Annotated in this window: 13 protein-coding genes; 12 read left to right on the forward strand and 1 reads right to left on the reverse strand. The window is 74.9% G+C overall.

Annotated features, from left to right (window positions below; translation table 11 throughout):
• Positions 1–155: 155 nt before the first annotated feature.
• The 7 genes from ssd (at position 156) to VMI11_02805 (ending at position 5,171) form a co-directional block, all read left to right on the forward strand.
• Complete coding sequence (gene ssd, locus VMI11_02775) at positions 156–1,241, forward strand: septum site-determining protein Ssd (protein HTY71329.1); 1,086 nt, start codon at positions 156–158, stop codon at positions 1,239–1,241.
• A 39-nt stretch (positions 1,242–1,280) separates the two neighbouring features.
• Positions 1,281–2,426: a TadA family conjugal transfer-associated ATPase gene (locus VMI11_02780; protein ID HTY71330.1), complete on the forward strand. Its 1,146-nt coding sequence runs from the start codon at positions 1,281–1,283 to the stop codon at positions 2,424–2,426.
• A complete protein-coding gene (locus tag VMI11_02785) occupies positions 2,423–3,268 on the forward strand; it encodes a type II secretion system F family protein (protein HTY71331.1) in 846 nt (281 codons plus the stop codon). Before VMI11_02780 ends, VMI11_02785 begins: the two co-directional genes overlap by 4 nt.
• Entirely contained in the window at positions 3,262–3,975 is a 714-nt protein-coding gene (locus VMI11_02790; protein HTY71332.1) for a type II secretion system F family protein, read from the forward strand. Before VMI11_02785 ends, VMI11_02790 begins: the two co-directional genes overlap by 7 nt.
• Before the next feature lie 199 nt (positions 3,976–4,174).
• Positions 4,175–4,381, forward strand: coding sequence for a DUF4244 domain-containing protein (locus VMI11_02795; protein ID HTY71333.1), 207 nt, complete (start codon positions 4,175–4,177; stop codon positions 4,379–4,381).
• Positions 4,382–4,416: 35 nt separating this feature from the next.
• On the forward strand, positions 4,417–4,809 hold the full coding sequence (locus VMI11_02800) for a TadE family type IV pilus minor pilin (GenBank protein HTY71334.1): 393 nt from the start codon (positions 4,417–4,419) through the stop codon (positions 4,807–4,809).
• Entirely contained in the window at positions 4,806–5,171 is a 366-nt protein-coding gene (locus VMI11_02805) for an Rv3654c family TadE-like protein (protein ID HTY71335.1), read from the forward strand. Before VMI11_02800 ends, VMI11_02805 begins: the two co-directional genes overlap by 4 nt.
• Here the strand turns inward: VMI11_02805 and VMI11_02810 are convergent.
• On the reverse strand, positions 5,152–7,485 hold the full coding sequence (locus VMI11_02810; GenBank protein ID HTY71336.1) for a DEAD/DEAH box helicase: 2,334 nt from the start codon (positions 7,483–7,485) through the stop codon (positions 5,152–5,154). The two genes, VMI11_02805 and VMI11_02810, sit on opposite strands and share 20 nt — an antisense overlap.
• Before the next feature lie 123 nt (positions 7,486–7,608).
• Between VMI11_02810 and VMI11_02815 the strand changes: the two genes are divergently transcribed.
• The 5 genes from VMI11_02815 to topA all read left to right on the forward strand — a co-directional run bounded on the left by VMI11_02815 (position 7,609) and on the right by topA (position 15,184).
• Entirely contained in the window at positions 7,609–7,950 is a 342-nt protein-coding gene (locus tag VMI11_02815) for an STAS domain-containing protein (GenBank protein HTY71337.1), read from the forward strand.
• A gap of 5 nt (positions 7,951–7,955) precedes the next feature.
• Positions 7,956–8,420 (forward strand): ATP-binding protein, encoded by a 465-nt coding sequence (locus tag VMI11_02820; GenBank protein ID HTY71338.1) that lies wholly within the window; start codon positions 7,956–7,958, stop codon positions 8,418–8,420.
• 202 nt (positions 8,421–8,622) lie between these two features.
• Entirely contained in the window at positions 8,623–10,938 is a 2,316-nt protein-coding gene (locus VMI11_02825) for a sodium-translocating pyrophosphatase (protein HTY71339.1), read from the forward strand.
• A 4-nt stretch (positions 10,939–10,942) separates the two neighbouring features.
• Complete coding sequence (locus VMI11_02830; protein HTY71340.1) at positions 10,943–12,457, forward strand: methyltransferase; 1,515 nt, start codon at positions 10,943–10,945, stop codon at positions 12,455–12,457.
• A gap of 45 nt (positions 12,458–12,502) precedes the next feature.
• Positions 12,503–15,184, forward strand: a complete 2,682-nt coding sequence (topA, locus tag VMI11_02835; GenBank protein HTY71341.1) for a type I DNA topoisomerase — start codon at positions 12,503–12,505, stop codon at positions 15,182–15,184.
• Positions 15,185–15,227: the final 43 nt, after the last annotated feature.

Here is a 15,227-nt window from a genome sequence, read left to right on the forward strand (position 1 = left end):
TTCCGTCCGGGTGCAGGGCCGGGTTCGGGGCGCGTGCCGTCCACAGACAGGGCGTGCTGAACCTCGTCCCCAACCTGCGCGCTCGTCCACGTCGAGCGCCCGCGGCGCCGCCAGGCTGGCCGGGTCCGACCGACCAGCGCACCCTGGAGTCCCCCGTGAGCGAGGCCACCGCACCTGCCCGCGTCCTTCTCGTGTCCGCCGACGAGGGCGTCGTCGACGACGTGCTGCGGCTGGCCGCGGCGGCCGACGTGGCGGTGGACGTCGTGGGTGAGCTCTCGGCCGCCCGTCGCGCCTGGCCGGCGGCCGCGCTCGTCCTCGTCGGGCACGACGCCCTGCCGGCCCTCGCGCTGCGGCCGCCACCGCGCCGCGGGGAGGTCGTCGTCGTGGGAGCCGACCTGGACGACGCGACGATCTGGCAGCGCGCGGTCGCCGTGGGGGCCGAGCATGTGGTCTTCCCGCCCGACGCGGACGAGTGGCTGGTCGAGCGGCTGGCCGAGGCGGTCGCCGGAGCGGGCGCTCAGGGCCGGCTGGCCGTCGTCCTCGGCGGGCGCGGCGGCGCGGGCTCCTCGACCCTCACGGTGGCCCTCGGCGTGGCCGCGAGCCGGCGCGGGCTGGGCACCCTGCTCGTCGACGCGGACCCCCTCGGCGGCGGCCTGGACCTCGTGCTCGGCGCCGAGGAGACCCCGGGGCTGCGCTGGCCCGAGCTGGCCGGCGCCCGGGGACGGATCGCGGGTGAGTCCCTCGCCGCGGCGCTGCCGGCGTTCGACGGTCTGACGGTGCTCTCCTGGGACCGGTTCTCCCCGCTCGACCTCGATCCCGACGCGCTCTCCTCGGTGCTCGCGGCCGGTGTCCGCGCCCACGACCTGGTCGTGGTCGACCTGGCCCGCTGGCTCGGGCCGATCGCCGAGGAGGCGCTGGCCCGGGCGGACGTCGTGTGGCTGGTCGTGCCGGCCGAGGTACGCGCGGCCGCCGCGGCGGCCCGGGTCGCACAGGTGGCCGCCTCGATCGCGAGCCGGGTCGAGGTCGTCGTCCGTGGCCCGGCCCCCGGCGGTCTGCCCGCCGAGGTGGTGGCCGACTCCCTCGGCCTCCCGCTGGCCGGGTACATGCGGGCCGAGCCCGGGCTGGCCGCCGCGCTGGAGCGCGGCGAGCCTCCCGGGAGGGGCGCCCGCGGTCCGCTCGCCCGCCTTTGCGGGCACCTGCTGGACAGCCTGGTCCCCGGTCCGTCCTCCCGGGCCGCGTGAGCCGTGCGCCCCGACCCGTCGGCGCCCGCCGAGCCGGCGCTGCTCGCCCGCGTCCGGGCCAGGCTCGCCGCCGAGGAGGAGCGCCCGACACCAGCCCGGGTGGCGGCCGCCCTGCGCGCCGAGGGCCGCATCCTCGGCGACCGCGCCCTATTGGAGGTCGTCGAGTCCCTGCGCAGCGAGATGGTCGGCGCCGGCCCGCTGGACCCCTTCCTGCGCGACCCGCGGGTCACCGACGTCCTCGTCAACGGCCCGGACTCGGTGTGGGTCGACCGGGGCGACGGGCTCGAGCGCGTCGCGGTGCGCTTCCGCGACGAGGCCGCCGTGCGGCACCTCGCCCAACGTCTGGCCGCGCTGGCCGGCCGGCGCCTGGACGACGCGATCCCGTGGTGCGACGCCCCGCTCCCCGACGGGGTGCGCTTCCACGCCGTCCTCCCGCCGGTCGCCCGCTCCGGCACCGCCCTGTCCCTGCGCGTCGCGGCGCGCCGGGCCTTCACCCTCCCGCAGCTGGTCTCCGCCGGCACGGTGACCGCGGCCGGCGCCGGCTGGCTCCAGGCGCTCGTGTCGGCGCGGCTGTCCTTCCTCGTGAGCGGGGGGACCGGCTCCGGCAAGACGACCGTCCTCGCCGCGCTCCTGGGCCTGGTGGACCCCGCGCACCGCCTCGTCGTCGTCGAGGACACCGCCGAGCTGGCACCAGACCATCCCCACGTGGTGTGCCTCGAGACGCGCCCGCCGAACGTCGAGGGGGCCGGCGGAGTCGGGCTCCGTGACCTGCTGCGGCAGGCGCTGCGGATGCGTCCCGACCGCGTCGTGGTGGGCGAGGTCCGGGGCTCGGAGGTGTGTGACCTGCTGGCGGCCTTCAACACCGGGCACGAGGGAGCCTGCGGCACGCTGCACGCCAACACCGCCGTCGACGTGGTGGCCCGGCTGGAGGCGCTGTCCGCGCTCGGCGGCATGTCCAGGGAGGCCCTGCACGCCCAGGTGGCCGCCGGGCTCGACGCCGTGGTCCACCTCGGGCGCGGTCCGGGCGGGCGGCGGGTGGTCGACACGGTCGGGGTCCTGCGACGCGAGGGTGCCGATCACGTTTCGGTGGTGCCGGCCGTCCGGCTGCACCCCGAGGTCGCTCTCGCCGAGGCCGCTCCGGCGCTCGTGCGCCGGCTCGGGCGCTTCGCGCCACAGCCGGGGTGAGCCACCCGTTCGTGGCGCGCCTCGTGGCCGGTCTGCTGGCAGGGGCGGCCCTGTGGGCGACGACTGCCACGTCGGCCGCCGGCCGTCGCCGGGCTGTCGGGCTGCGCCCCTCCGACCCGCGCGCGACCCGACGGCTGTGGCCGGTGGGTGCGGTCCTGGTGCTCGGCGCGGCGGCGTACGAGCTCCTGGGACGCACGTCCGGGCTCACCGTGGCCATGGCTGGCGTGAGCGCCGTGGTGGCGGGTCGCCGGATCCAGCGCCGGCGCCGACGCCAGGAGCGCGAGCAGCTCGGCGCGGCGCTCGTGGAGGCCGTCTCGTCCCTAGGAGCGGCGCTGGCCGCGGGACGCCTTCCGGCGGACGCGCTGCGTGACCTCGTCGAGGGCCCCGCCCCCGCGGACGCCACCCAGGCCCGGCTGGCCGCCCTGCTGCGCCCCGCGGCTGAGGCGGCACGCCTCGGCGGCAGCGTGCCGGAGCAGCTGCGCCGGGTCTCCCTGGTGGACGGGTGCGGCGACCTGCGCCGGGTCGCCGCGGCCTGGCACCTCGCCGACACCGCCGGGGCGCCTCTGGTGGCGGCGCTCGACCGGGTCGGCGCATCGCTGCGCCGGCAGGCCCAGCACCGGCGGGAGGTCGCGGCCGAGCTGGCCGGGGCCCGCGCATCGGCCCGTCTCGTGGCCGGCCTCCCGGTGGTCGGGCTGCTCATCGGCGCCGGGCTGGGGGCGCGCCCCGTCGAGGTGCTGGTCGAGACGACGTACGGCCAGGTGGCGCTGGGGCTGGGCGTCTCACTGGAGCTGCTCGGCCTGGCCTGGACCGACCGGATCGCGGAGGCGGCCCTGCGGTGGTGACCGGCGTCCTCGGGGGACTGCTGACCGGGGCGGCCGTCTGGGTGCTGCGCGAGCCGCGCGCCTCGGGGCGCGCGCCGGTCCGTCGCCGCACTCCCCACCGGTCCCGTGCGGGCGGTCGCAGCCTGCTCAGCGGGGCTGCGACCGTGGTCGGCGGGGCGCTGGTCGCGATGGTCGTCGGGGGTCCGGTGGGGCTGGGCCTGGGCGCCGCCGCGGCGGTCGCGCTCGCGCGCTGGCTGGGCCGGCTGGAGAGCTCGGCCGCCCGCACCCGACGGCGGGCCCTGACCGCCGAGCTGCCGTGGGCCGCCGACCTCCTCGCCGCAGCCGTCCATGCCGGGCTCCCGTTGGAGGCGGCGCTGCGCGCCACGGCGGAGGCCGTCGGCGACCCGCTGGCCGGGCACCTGCGGGCCGTGACCGCGGCCCTGGCCCTGGGTGCCCCGCCAGCCACCGCCTGGGCCGGCGCCGATCCGGCCCTGGCGCCGGTCGGCCGGGCGTTCACGAGAGCCGCCGAGCACGGGACCTCGGTGTCCGCGACCATCGATCGCTTCGCCGAGGACCTGCGCCGGGAGGCCGAGACCGCCGCCTCCGCGGCCGTGCGTGCCGCCGGCGTCCACGCGCTCGCCCCCCTGGGTGCCTGCTTCCTGCCGGGCTTCCTGCTGCTCGCTGTGGTTCCGACCGTCATCGGTGTCGGCCGGACCCTGCTCTCCTGAGCGCCGAGGGGGCGTTGGTGCTCGATCCACCGCTGCTCCATCCACTCGGGCCGGAGCTCTGCTGCTCGATCCACAGCCCCCGGGGCCACCCACAGATCTCCGCGGAGCCGGGGTCGACGCAGCGCGGGCGGGCAGCCTGAGACGGCCTCGCCCGACGCGGGGCCCGCCCCGGCCGGCTGCCGGCGCCGAGGAGGCCAGCATGTCCACCCCCCGCTCCCACCACTGGGCCGCGTTGGGCGCCCGATGGGCCCGACTGCGTGACGACGGCGCGGTGACCGCGGAGTACGCGGTGACCACCGTCGCCGCGTGCGGGTTCGCGGGGATCCTCTACGAGATCCTCAAGAGCGACACCGTCGTCAACCTCATCGTCAAGGTCATCACCAAGGGGCTGAGCTGGCTGCTCTGAGCCGTCTCGCCCGACCGGCGACCCGCACTGGCCCGGTGCACCCCTGCGGGCGGACCAGGCGTCCGCCCGCAGGGCCACACCGGCGCTCCGACCGAGGGTCCGTCGCCGCCGAGACGGCCGTCGTGCTGCCGTTGCTCTTCGTCGTCCTCTTCGCCTGTCTGAGCGGGGTACGGGCGGCTGCCGAGCTGCTCGCCTGCCAGGACGCGGCCCGCGCCGGCGCCAGGGCGGCGGCCCGGGGGGACTCGCCGGCCCTCGTGGCGGCGACCGCGGCCCGGCAGGCCCCGCCCGGCGCGACCGTGGCTCTCACCCGCCTGGGCGCGCTGGTCCGGGTCGACGTCCGCGCGATCGCTCGGCCGCTTCCCGGGCTGGCGCTGCCCGGGTTCTCCGTGTCCGGGCACGCCGTCGCTGACACCGAGCAGCCACGGTGACGGGCCGCCGCTTCGGTGAGGATGGCTCGGCGACGGTGGTCGTGCTCGCGCTGGCCGCCGTGCTCGGGTGTGCCGGCCTGCTGGTCCTGGTCCTCGCCCAGGTCGCCCTGTGCCGCGAGCGCGCCGAGGCTGCCGCCGATTTGGCCGCCCTGGCCGGTGCCGCCCACGTCCTGGACGGCCACGCGTGCGCGGCCGCCGCGACGGTGGCCCGGGCGCAGGGCGCGCGGCTGCTCGCTTGCCGCATCGACGGGTGGCAGGTGCGCGTGGTTGCCGGCGTCGGTCTCGGCGGGGCGCTGCACGATCTCGGGCAGGCGCGCGCCCGGGCGAGGGCCGGCCCGCCGCTCAGCCCGGCCGCGAGCTGAGGAGGACGTCGAGCACGGCGATGGCCCCAGGCTTGTCGAGGGGGTCGTTGCCGTTGCCGCACCTGGGGGACTGGACGCACGACGGGCAACCGTCGGCGCACTCGCAGGTCGCGATCGCCCGGCGGGTCGCCGCCAGCCACTCGGGAGCAGCGGCCCAGCCCCGCTCGGCGAACCCCGCACCACCTCGGTGCCCGTCGTGGACGAACACGCTGGGCAGTCCGGTGTCGGGGTGAAGGACGGTGGACACCCCTCCGACGTCGAAGCGGTCACAGGTGGCGACGAGGGGGAGCAGGCCGATGGCCGCGTGCTCGGCGGCGTGCAGCGCGCCCGGGAGGGCGGCGGGACCCACGCCGCTCTCGGCGACCTGCTCGGGGGCCAGCGTCCACCACACCGCCTTGGTCCGCAGGGTGCGGACCGGCAGGTCGAGGGCCTGCTCGCCGAGCACCTCCCCCGTGACCAGCCGCTTGCGCAGGAACGAGACGACCTGGCTGCTCACCTCGACGTCTCCGAGGACGAGGCGGGTGGGTCCCCAGTCCTGGGCGGCCGCCTCGCCGATGATGCGGACCTCGGTCCGTACGCGCGCCGTCGTCGAGTACTCGGGACGTGCCGGGCGCACCAATGCCGCCCCATCCGCGAGGTCCAGTGCCTGCACGAGGAAGGTCTGGCCCTGGTGGACGTACACGGCGCCCTCATGGACCGTGCGGTCGGCCGCCTCGGGGTCGACGGTGCCCAGCAGCCGGCCGGTGTCCTGCTCGACGACCTGGACCGGCGAGCCGCCGGTGCCGCGCAGGTCGGTGAGGTCGCACGCGCGCTCAGGGCGGGTCCAGAACCAGCCGGTCGGACGCCTGCGGAGCATGCCCCGGTCGGTCAGGTCGTCCAGCAGCGAGCGGGCACCGGCACCGAAGTCGGCCACCTCCTCCTCGACGAGCGGAGACTCCGCGGCCGCGGCGAGCAGGTGCGGGGCGAGGACATAGGGGTTGTCCGGGTCGAGGACCGCGGCCTCCACCGGGCCCCCGAAGACCGCCTCCGGGTGGTGCACCAGATAGGTGTCGAGCGGGTCGTCGCGCGCCACGAGGACGGCGAGGGCTCCCCGCGCCGAGCGCCCCGCGCGGCCGACCTGCTGCCACATCGACATGAACGTGCCGGGCCAGCCGGTGAGCACCACCGCGTCGAGCCCGCTCACGTCGATCCCGAGCTCCAGGGCCGTGGTCGTGGCCAGTGCCCTGAGCCGGCCGGACACCAGGTCGGCCTCGAGCGCGCGCCGCTCCTCCGGCAGGAAACCGCCGCGGTAGGCGGCGACGCGCTCCCCCAGAGAGGGGTCCACCTCCGACAGGTGCGCGCGGGTCAGGTTCGCGACCGTCTCCACTCCCCGTCGGGAGCGCACGAAGGCCAGCGAGCTGGCCCCCTCGAGCACCAGGTCAGTGAGCAGGTCCGCGGTCTCGGCCAGCGCCGAGCGCCGGACCGGGGCGCCGTGCTCCCCGGGCAGGTCCACGAGCGGGGGTTCCCACAGCGCGACCAGCCGCTCGCCGCGCGGCGAGGCGTCGGCGGTGACGGCGACGGCCGGCCGACCGGTCAGCGCGGCCGCGAAGGCGGCAGGCTCGGCGACGGTCGCGGAGGCGAGGAGGAACACCGGGTCGGCGCCGTAGCGGCGGGCGACCCGGCGCAGCCGGCGCAGCACGGCCGCGACCTGCGAGCCGAAGACCCCGCGGTAGACGTGGCACTCGTCGACCACCACGAAGCGCAGCGAACGCCAGAAGGCCGCCCACCGTCGGTGGCCGGGCAGGATCGAGCGGTGGAGCATGTCGGGGTTGCTGAGCACGTACGACGCATGCGCCCGTACCCAGTCGCGCTCGGCGTCGGGCGTGTCGCCGTCGTAGGTCGCCGCCCGTAGCCAGGGGATCGCCAGGCTTCCGAGGGCCCTTCGCTGGTCGGCCGCCAGGGCCTTGGTCGGGGCGAGGTAGAGAGTGGTCGCCCCCCGTCCGGGAGCGCCCCGTGCGGCGGACAGCGCCGGGAGCAGGAACGCGAGCGACTTGCCGGAGGCCGTACCGGTGCTCACCACGACGTCTCGTCCCGCCCAGGCGTGCTCGGCGGCCTCGAGCTGGTGCGCCCAGGGCCGGGCGACCCCGACCTGGGCGAACCCGGCCACTACGTCGGGGTCTGACCAGTCCGGCCAGTCGGCGAGCACGGCCGGCCGCGGGGGCAGGCGATGTACGTGGACCACCCGCTCGGCGCGGCCCCGCTCCAGGCGCGCCAGCAACGCCTCGGGCGCCGGCGACGCCTGGCTGGGGACGGCGATGTCTGCGTGCGCGGTCACGGTGGGCCCAGTCTCGCACCGGGGCCTGACGCCCCCACGCCGTCACGGCCGACGGCGAGGGGTTCTCGTGGAGGGTGGTTGAATCGACGCGGGCCGTGGGCCCGACAACGGGAGGAGCGGGGTGTGGAACTGACCCTGGCGACGCGCACGGTGGGCGACAAGACGGTGGTGGCCGTGGCGGGGGAGATCGACGTCTACACGGCGCCCAAGCTGCGCGAGCAGATCATCTCCTTGGTGGACGAGGGCCAGTACGACCTGGTGGTCGACATGAGCGGGGTGGAGTTCCTCGACTCGACCGGCCTCGGCGTCCTCGTCGGCGGGCTCAAGCGCGTGCGCGCGCACGACGGCTCGCTGGCCCTCGTCTGCGACGAGGAGCGAATCCTCAAGATCTTCCGCATCACCGGGCTGACCAAGGTCTTCCCGATCCACGCCACGGTCGAGCAGGCCGTCGCCGCGTCGAGCTGAGCGCCGTGCCCACGGTCGAGTTGCGGTTCTCGCCGCTCACCGCGCACGTGCGGACCGCCCGGCTGGTCGCGGCCTCGCTCGCGCGCCGTGCCGGGCTGTCCGAGGACGCGCTGGACGAGGTACGCCTCGCGGTGGGGGAGGCCTGCGCCCGCGCGGTCGCCATTCACCAGGCCGCTGGTCTGGACAGCCCCGTGGTCGTCGTCTTCGAGGACGGCCCGGGCGCCCTGTCGGTGCAGGTGGCGGACCGCGGGCCCGCCGAGGCCCCCGAGCCGGAGCCCGGACTGGGGCTCGCCGTCCTCACCGGGCTGGTCCACGACGTGGTCGTCGAGCGGGGCGAGGACGAGCGGCGGGTGCGGATGGTGTGGCCGCTCGCCCGCCCCGGCGCCGGCGTGGCCGGGGTGCCGCCCGGGCCCCGGCGAGGGAACGAGTCGGCCGCCTCAGGTGGCCGCCGCCGGGGCCCTTCGGCGTGACACCGATCACCCTCGCTTGGGTGGGAAGCGTTCCAGCCCTTAGACTCCGCCCCGCCGACGGCGCCGTGACGCGCGGACGTCCGCTCCGACGGTGTGACGCTCGCTACCGCGCGTCGGTGCTGCACCCTTGGACCCGTCGGCCCCTGGTCGACACGTCCCTGGTCCCGGGCGTGGGGCACCCTGGCGCTCACAAGGAGGATGAATGGCTCCGGCCGACCTCGCCGCTGCAACCAGCGGTCTGATCACCATCACCGGGCGCAACCTCGCGCTCGTGGTCGTGGTGGCCCTGGTGGCGTTGGCCGCCCTCGGTGTCGCGTACGTCTTCGCCCGCGAGGTGCTCGCGGCCGACGAGGGCACGCCCTCGATGCAGTCCATCGCCCGGGCGGTGCAGGAGGGCGCAGCGGCGTACCTGAACCGCCAGTTCCGGACGCTCGCCATCTTCGCGGTCGTCGTGTTCTTCCTGCTCTTCGCCCTGCCGGCGGACGACATGCAGCAGCGGTTCGGCCGCTCCGCGTTCTTCCTCGTGGGGGCTGTCTTCTCGGCCACCACCGGCTACATGGGCATGTGGCTCGCCGTACGCGGCAACGTCCGGGTGGCTGCCGCCGCGAACACCAGCGGGGCTCAGCGGGCCATGCGGATCGCCTTCCGGACCGGCGGCGTCGCGGGCATGTTCACCGTCGGCCTCGGCCTGTTCGGCGCCGCCTCCGTCGTGCTGATCTACCGGGAGAACGCCGCCAACGTGCTCGAGGGCTTCGGCTTCGGGGCCGCGATGCTCGCCATGTTCATGCGGGTCGGCGGCGGCATCTTCACCAAGGCTGCCGACGTCGGCGCGGACCTGGTCGGCAAGGTGGAGCAGGGCATCCCGGAGGACGACCCGCGCAACGCCGCGACCATCGCCGACAACGTCGGCGACAACGTCGGGGACTGCGCCGGCATGGCGGCCGACCTGTTCGAGTCCTACGCCGTCACGCTGGTCGCCGCGCTCATCCTCGGCAAGGGGGCCTTCGGCACCCAGGGTCTGGTCTTCCCGCTCATCGTCCCCGCCATCGGCGTCATCACGGCCGTGATCGGCATTCTCGCGGTGACCCCGCGGCCCGGCGACAAGAGCGGCATGGCCGCGATCAACCGCGGCTTCTTCATCTCTGCCGTCGTGTCGGCCGTCCTCGTCGCGATCGCGGCGTTCCTGTACCTGCCCAGCACCTTCCACGCTCTCGACGGTGGCACCAGCGGCCTGGTCAACAAGGACCCGCGGACCTTCGCCATCGGGGCCGTCCTGATCGGGATCGTGCTCGCGGCGATCATCCAGCAGCTCACCGGCTACTTCACCGAGACCCACCGCCGCCCGGTCGACGACGTGGCGAAGACCTCGCTCACCGGTCCAGCCACGGTCATCCTCTCCGGCATCTCGCTCGGCCTCGAGTCGGCGGTCTACTCGGCCCTGCTCATCGGCGCCGCCGTCTACGGCGCGTTCCTGCTCGGCGGCGGCTCGATCATCGTCTCGCTGTTCGCGGTGGCCCTGGCCGGGACCGGTCTGCTGACCACTGTCGGCGTCATCGTCTCGATGGACACCTTCGGGCCGGTCTCCGACAACGCCCAGGGCATCGCCGAGATGTCGGGCGACGTGCACGGCGAGGGGGCCAAGGTCCTCACCCAGCTCGACGCGGTCGGCAACACCACCAAGGCGATCACCAAGGGCATCGCCATCGCCACGGCGGTGCTCGCCGCGACCGCCCTGTTCGGGTCGTTCACCGACACGGTGGCCACCGCCCTGGTGAAGGCGAAGGTCGACGCCGGGGCCCTCACCGGGTTCGACAAGCTCAACGCGTCGTTCGACATCACGCAGCCCAACACGCTCGTGGGGCTGCTGATCGGTTCAGCGGTCGTGTTCATGTTCTCCGGGCTCGCGATCAACGCGGTGTCCAGGGCAGCGGGGGCGGTCATCTTCGAGGTGCGCCGCCAGTTCCGCGACCATCCGGGGATCATGGACGGCACGGAGCTGCCGCAGTACGGCCGCGTGGTGGACATCGTCACCAAGGACTCCCTGCGCGAGCTCGCGACCCCGGGTCTCCTGGCCGTCCTCACCCCGATCGCGCTGGGCTTCTCGCTGGGCTTCGGCGCGCTGGCGGCGTACTTGGCAGGCGCGATCGCAACCGGCATGCTCATGGCCGTCTTCCTCGCCAACTCCGGCGGGGCCTGGGACAATGCCAAGAAGTTCGTGGAGGACGGCCACTACGGCGGCAAGGGCTCGGATGCCCACTCAGCCACCGTCATCGGCGACACGGTCGGCGACCCGTTCAAGGACACCGCAGGCCCGGCCATCAACCCGCTGATCAAGGTGATGAACCTCGTCGCCCTCCTGGTCGCCCCCGCCGTGGTCAGACTCTTCTACGGCGCCGATGCGAGCACCGTGCTGCGCGTCCTCATCGCCCTGGTCGCCGCTGTCGTCGTCGTCGGCGCGGTCTGGGTCTCCAAGCGCCGCCCGATCGCGGTCGGCGACACGGTGGATGCCACCGTCTGACGCCTTGGGCGGACCCGACGTCTCGGTCTGCGCGCGGTTGCGCGCGGCCTTGCTGGCCGCGGGCTACACCGTGGACGGCGTGACCGACCTGCTCGGCCCGGCCGCGTACGGCGCCCTCGCCAACGGCGAGGTCGTCCCGGGGCTGCGGGCGACGACCGGCGGCTCGCCGCTGGAGACCCTGACCCGGCTCTTCGTCCTCCAGACCCCGGTGCCGGACGAGGCGGCGGCCGCGGCGCTGCCCGTGGACGACGCCGCGGAGCTGGGCCTGCTCCGCAGCGATGGCGAGCGCACCCGCGCGGTGGTCGACGTCCGCCCGTATGGCGACGAGGGCCACGACTGGTACGTCGTGTCCGACCTCGGCATCGGGGTGGGCGGGCACCGCCGCCCCATCACCCCCGACCACGTGCTCGGCGTCGGCGGGGCCTCGACGACGCTGGCGCAGCTGACCGTGCGTCCCCAGGTCGAGCGTGCCCTCGACCTGGGCACCGGGTCGGGCGTCCAGGCGCTGCACTTGACCACCCACGCCGACCACGTCGTCGCGACCGACACGAACCCGCGAGCCCTGCGCCTGGCGGCCCTGACGGCGGGGTTGTCCGACGTGACCTACGAGCTGCGCCTGGGCAACCTCTTCGAGCCGGTGGCCGGCGAGCGCTTCGACCTCGTGGTGTCCAACCCGCCGTTCGTGGTCGGGCCGACGGGACGGGTGGCCTACCGCGACGCCGGCCTGCCCGGTGACGACGTCTGCCGGCTGATCGTCCGCTCCGCGGGCTGGCACCTCGAGGGCGGCGGCTGGTGCCAGCTGCTCGCGAACTGGCTGCACGTGCGCGGGCAGGACTGGCGGGACCGCGTCGCGGGCTGGATCCCGGACGGGGTGGACGCCTGGGTGGTCCAGCGAGAGGTGGCCGACCCCGCGTCGTACGCCGCGCTGTGGCTACGCGACGCCGGCGAGCACCTCACGGAGGACTACGCCGAGCTCTACGCCGACTGGCTGGACGCCTTCGAGGCCCTCGACGCCCACGCCGTCGGGTTCGGCTGGGTGACCCTGCACGCCGGCGACGGCCGGCCCGGTGACCTGCGCGTGCTCGAGGACCTGCGCCAGCCGGTGGAGCAGCCGGTGGCCGCGCACGTCATGGGGTTCTTCGCGCGGCAGGCCTGGCTGCGCGACCTGGACATCACCGTGCACGCCGACGGCCTCGACGGCGACGCGCGGCTGCACGCGACGGCGTACGCCGTCCCTGACGGGGTCACCCTCGAGCGGCTTGCCGTACCGGCCGGCGGGGCCTGGCGCGAGATCCGTACCCGCCTGCACCAGGCCACGGGCGTGTGCCGATCGGCCGACGTCGACGACGTCTGCGCGGCCATCCTGGCCGCGTGCGACGGGGCCACGACCATGCACGACGTGCTGACCTCGGTCGCGGTGGCGTACGGTCTCGCCCCGGGGGAGCTCCTGGAGTCCGCCGCCCCCACCGTCAGGGGGCTGGTGTCCGACGGCTTCCTGGAGCCAGTCAGGATGGGGTGACCGGACCGCCGGACGACGCGCAACGACCGAGCAGGAGGAGAGAACGTGCCCGCAGGCGAGCAGCCTCGGCGGCTCGTCATCGTCGAGTCGCCCGCCAAGGCGAAGACGATCGCGGGCTACCTCGGTCCCGACTACGACGTCGAGGCGAGCATCGGTCACATCCGCGACCTGCCGACCCCGAGCGAGCTGCCCGCGCAGGAGAAGAAGGGCCGCTTCGCCAAGTTCGCGGTCGACGTCGACCACGGCTTCGAGCCGTACTACGTCGTCGACCCGGACAAGCGCAAGAAGGTCGCCGACCTGCGCCGGCTGCTCAAGGGCGCCGACGAGCTCTACCTCGCGACCGACGAGGACCGGGAGGGCGAGGCCATCGCCTGGCACCTCCTGCAGGTCCTCGAACCCAAGGTCCCGGTGCGCCGCATGGTCTTCCATGAGATCACGCGGGAGGCGATCCGCGAGGCGGTGGACCACACCCGCGACCTCGACCAGCGCCTCGTGGACGCGCAGGAGACCCGGCGGATCCTGGACCGCCTGTACGGCTACGAGGTCAGCCCCGTCCTGTGGCGCAAGGTCCGCGCCGGCCTGTCCGCGGGCCGCGTCCAGTCCGTCGCGACGCGCATGGTGGTGGAGCGTGAGCGCGAGCGGATGGCCTTCGTGCGGGCGGGTTACTGGGACCTCGAGGGCGTCTTCGAGCCGGGCTCCTTCGACGCGCGACTGGTGGCCGTCGACGGCGCTCGCGTGGCCAGCGGGCGCGACTTCGACGCTCGCGGCACGCTCACCTCGGCTGCCGCCGTCGCCCTCGACGAGGCGTCGGCGCGCTCGCTGGCGGACGGCCTGGACGGGGCGACGTACGAGGTCCGCACCGTCGAGGAGAAGCCCTACCGCCGCTCGCCGGCCGCGCCCTTCATGACCTCCACGTTGCAGCAGGAGGCCTCGCGCAAGCTGCGGATGAGCTCCTCGGTGGCGATGCGCGTCGCGCAGCGGCTGTACGAGAACGGCTACATCACCTACATGCGCACCGACTCGACCACGTTGTCGACGGCGGCGATCTCGGCGGCGCGGGCCGCGGCCACGCAGATCTTCGGCGCCGAGAACGTCGCGGACGCACCGCGTCAGTACACGCGCAAGGTCAAGAACGCCCAGGAGGCGCACGAGGCGATCCGCCCGTCTGGGGACCACTTCCGCACGCCGGGTGAGGTCGCGGGCGAGCTGGCCCCCGACGAGCTGGCCCTCTATGACCTGATCTGGAAGCGGACCGTGGCCTCTCAGATGGCTGACGCCCGCGGGCAGACCGTCTCCGTGCGGCTCGGCGCGCTCGCGCGCGGCGGCCGCGACGCCGAGTTCGGCGCCTCCGGGACGGTCATCACGCACCGGGGCTTCCTCGCGGCCTACGAGGAGGGCCGCGACGAGCCCGCCGGCGAGGAGGACGAGCGCCGGCTGCCGCCGCTGCGTGTCGGGATGTCGCTGACCGCGACCTCGCTGGAGGCGAGCGGGCACGAGACCCAGCCGCCGGCCCGCTACACCGAGGCCACGCTGGTCAAGGCGCTCGAGGAACGCGGGATCGGCCGTCCATCGACGTACGCGTCGATCCTCGGGGTGATCCTGGATCGCGGGTACGTCTTCAAGAAGGGCTCCGCCCTCGTCCCGTCCTGGCTCGCCTTCGCCGTGACTCGGCTGCTCGAGCAGCACTTCGGGGAGCTCGTCGACTACGACTTCACCGCGCAGATGGAGGAGGACCTCGACCGAATCGCGGGCGGCGAGGAGGACCGGGTGGGGTGGCTGACCGGGTTCTACTTCGGCTCCGACGGTGACGAGCTGGGCGGCCTGCGGGCGCTGGTGGAGAACCTCGGCGACATCGACGCGCGAGACGTCAACACCGTGCCGATCGGGGAAGGCATCACCCTTCGCGTCGGGCGCTACGGGCCCTACATCGAGCGTGGTGAGGAGCGCGCGTCCGTGCCCGAGGACCTCGCCCCGGACGAGCTCACGGTGCAGCGGGCCGAGGAGCTGCTCGCGGCACCGTCGGGGGACCGGGTGCTAGGCGTGAACCCCGAGACGGGCGCCGAGATCGTCGCCCGCGCGGGTCGCTTCGGCCCGTACGTGACCGAGGCGCTGCCGGAGGGGTCGCGTCGTGGGGTGAAGCCGCGTACCGCCTCGCTGTTCAAGGAGATGTCGCTGGACTCGGTGACCCTCGAGGATGCGCTGCGTCTGCTGTCGCTGCCTCGGGTCGTCGGCGTCGACCCCGGGACGGGCGAGGAGATCACCGCGCAGAACGGGCGGTACGGGCCCTACCTGCGCCGGGGGTCGGACTCGAGGTCGCTGGAGAACGAGGACCAGCTGTTCACGGTGACCCTGGAGGAGGCGCTGGCGCTGTACGCCCAGCCCAAGACGCGTGGTCGCGGCCGCGGTGCGTCGGCGTCACCGCTGCGGGAGCTGGGCGTCGACCCGGTGAGCGGCGGCCCGGTCGTCGTGCGCGACGGCCGCTTCGGCCCGTACGTCACCGATGGCCAGACCAACGCGACGTTGCGCAGCGGCGACTCCGCCGAGACGGTGACCCTCGAGCGCGCCGCCGAGCTGATCGCCGAGAAGCGTTCTCGCGGCCCGGCGAAGAAGTCAGCGGCCGCGAAGAAGACGGCGGCCAAGAAGACCGCGGCCAAGAAGACCGCGGCCAAGAAGGCAGCAGCGACGAAGACCTCCGCGACGAAGACCTCCGCTTCCCGCTCCTCCTGACCAACCTGTTAGGCGTTCGTCGGTCTATCGACCTCCCAACGCC

The sequence above is a fragment of the Actinomycetes bacterium genome (assembly GCA_035506535.1).
Taxonomy (GTDB): domain Bacteria; phylum Actinomycetota; class Actinomycetes; order DATJPE01; family DATJPE01; genus DATJPE01.

What these genes read in the sequence shown, in the direction of transcription:
- VMI11_02795 (HTY71333.1), top strand. Translation starts at nt 4,175, where the DNA reads ATGTCCACCCCCCGCTCCCACCACTGGGCCGCGTTGGGCGCCCGATGG.
- VMI11_02825 (HTY71339.1), top strand. Translation starts at nt 8,623, where the DNA reads ATGGCTCCGGCCGACCTCGCCGCTGCAACCAGCGGTCTGATCACCATC.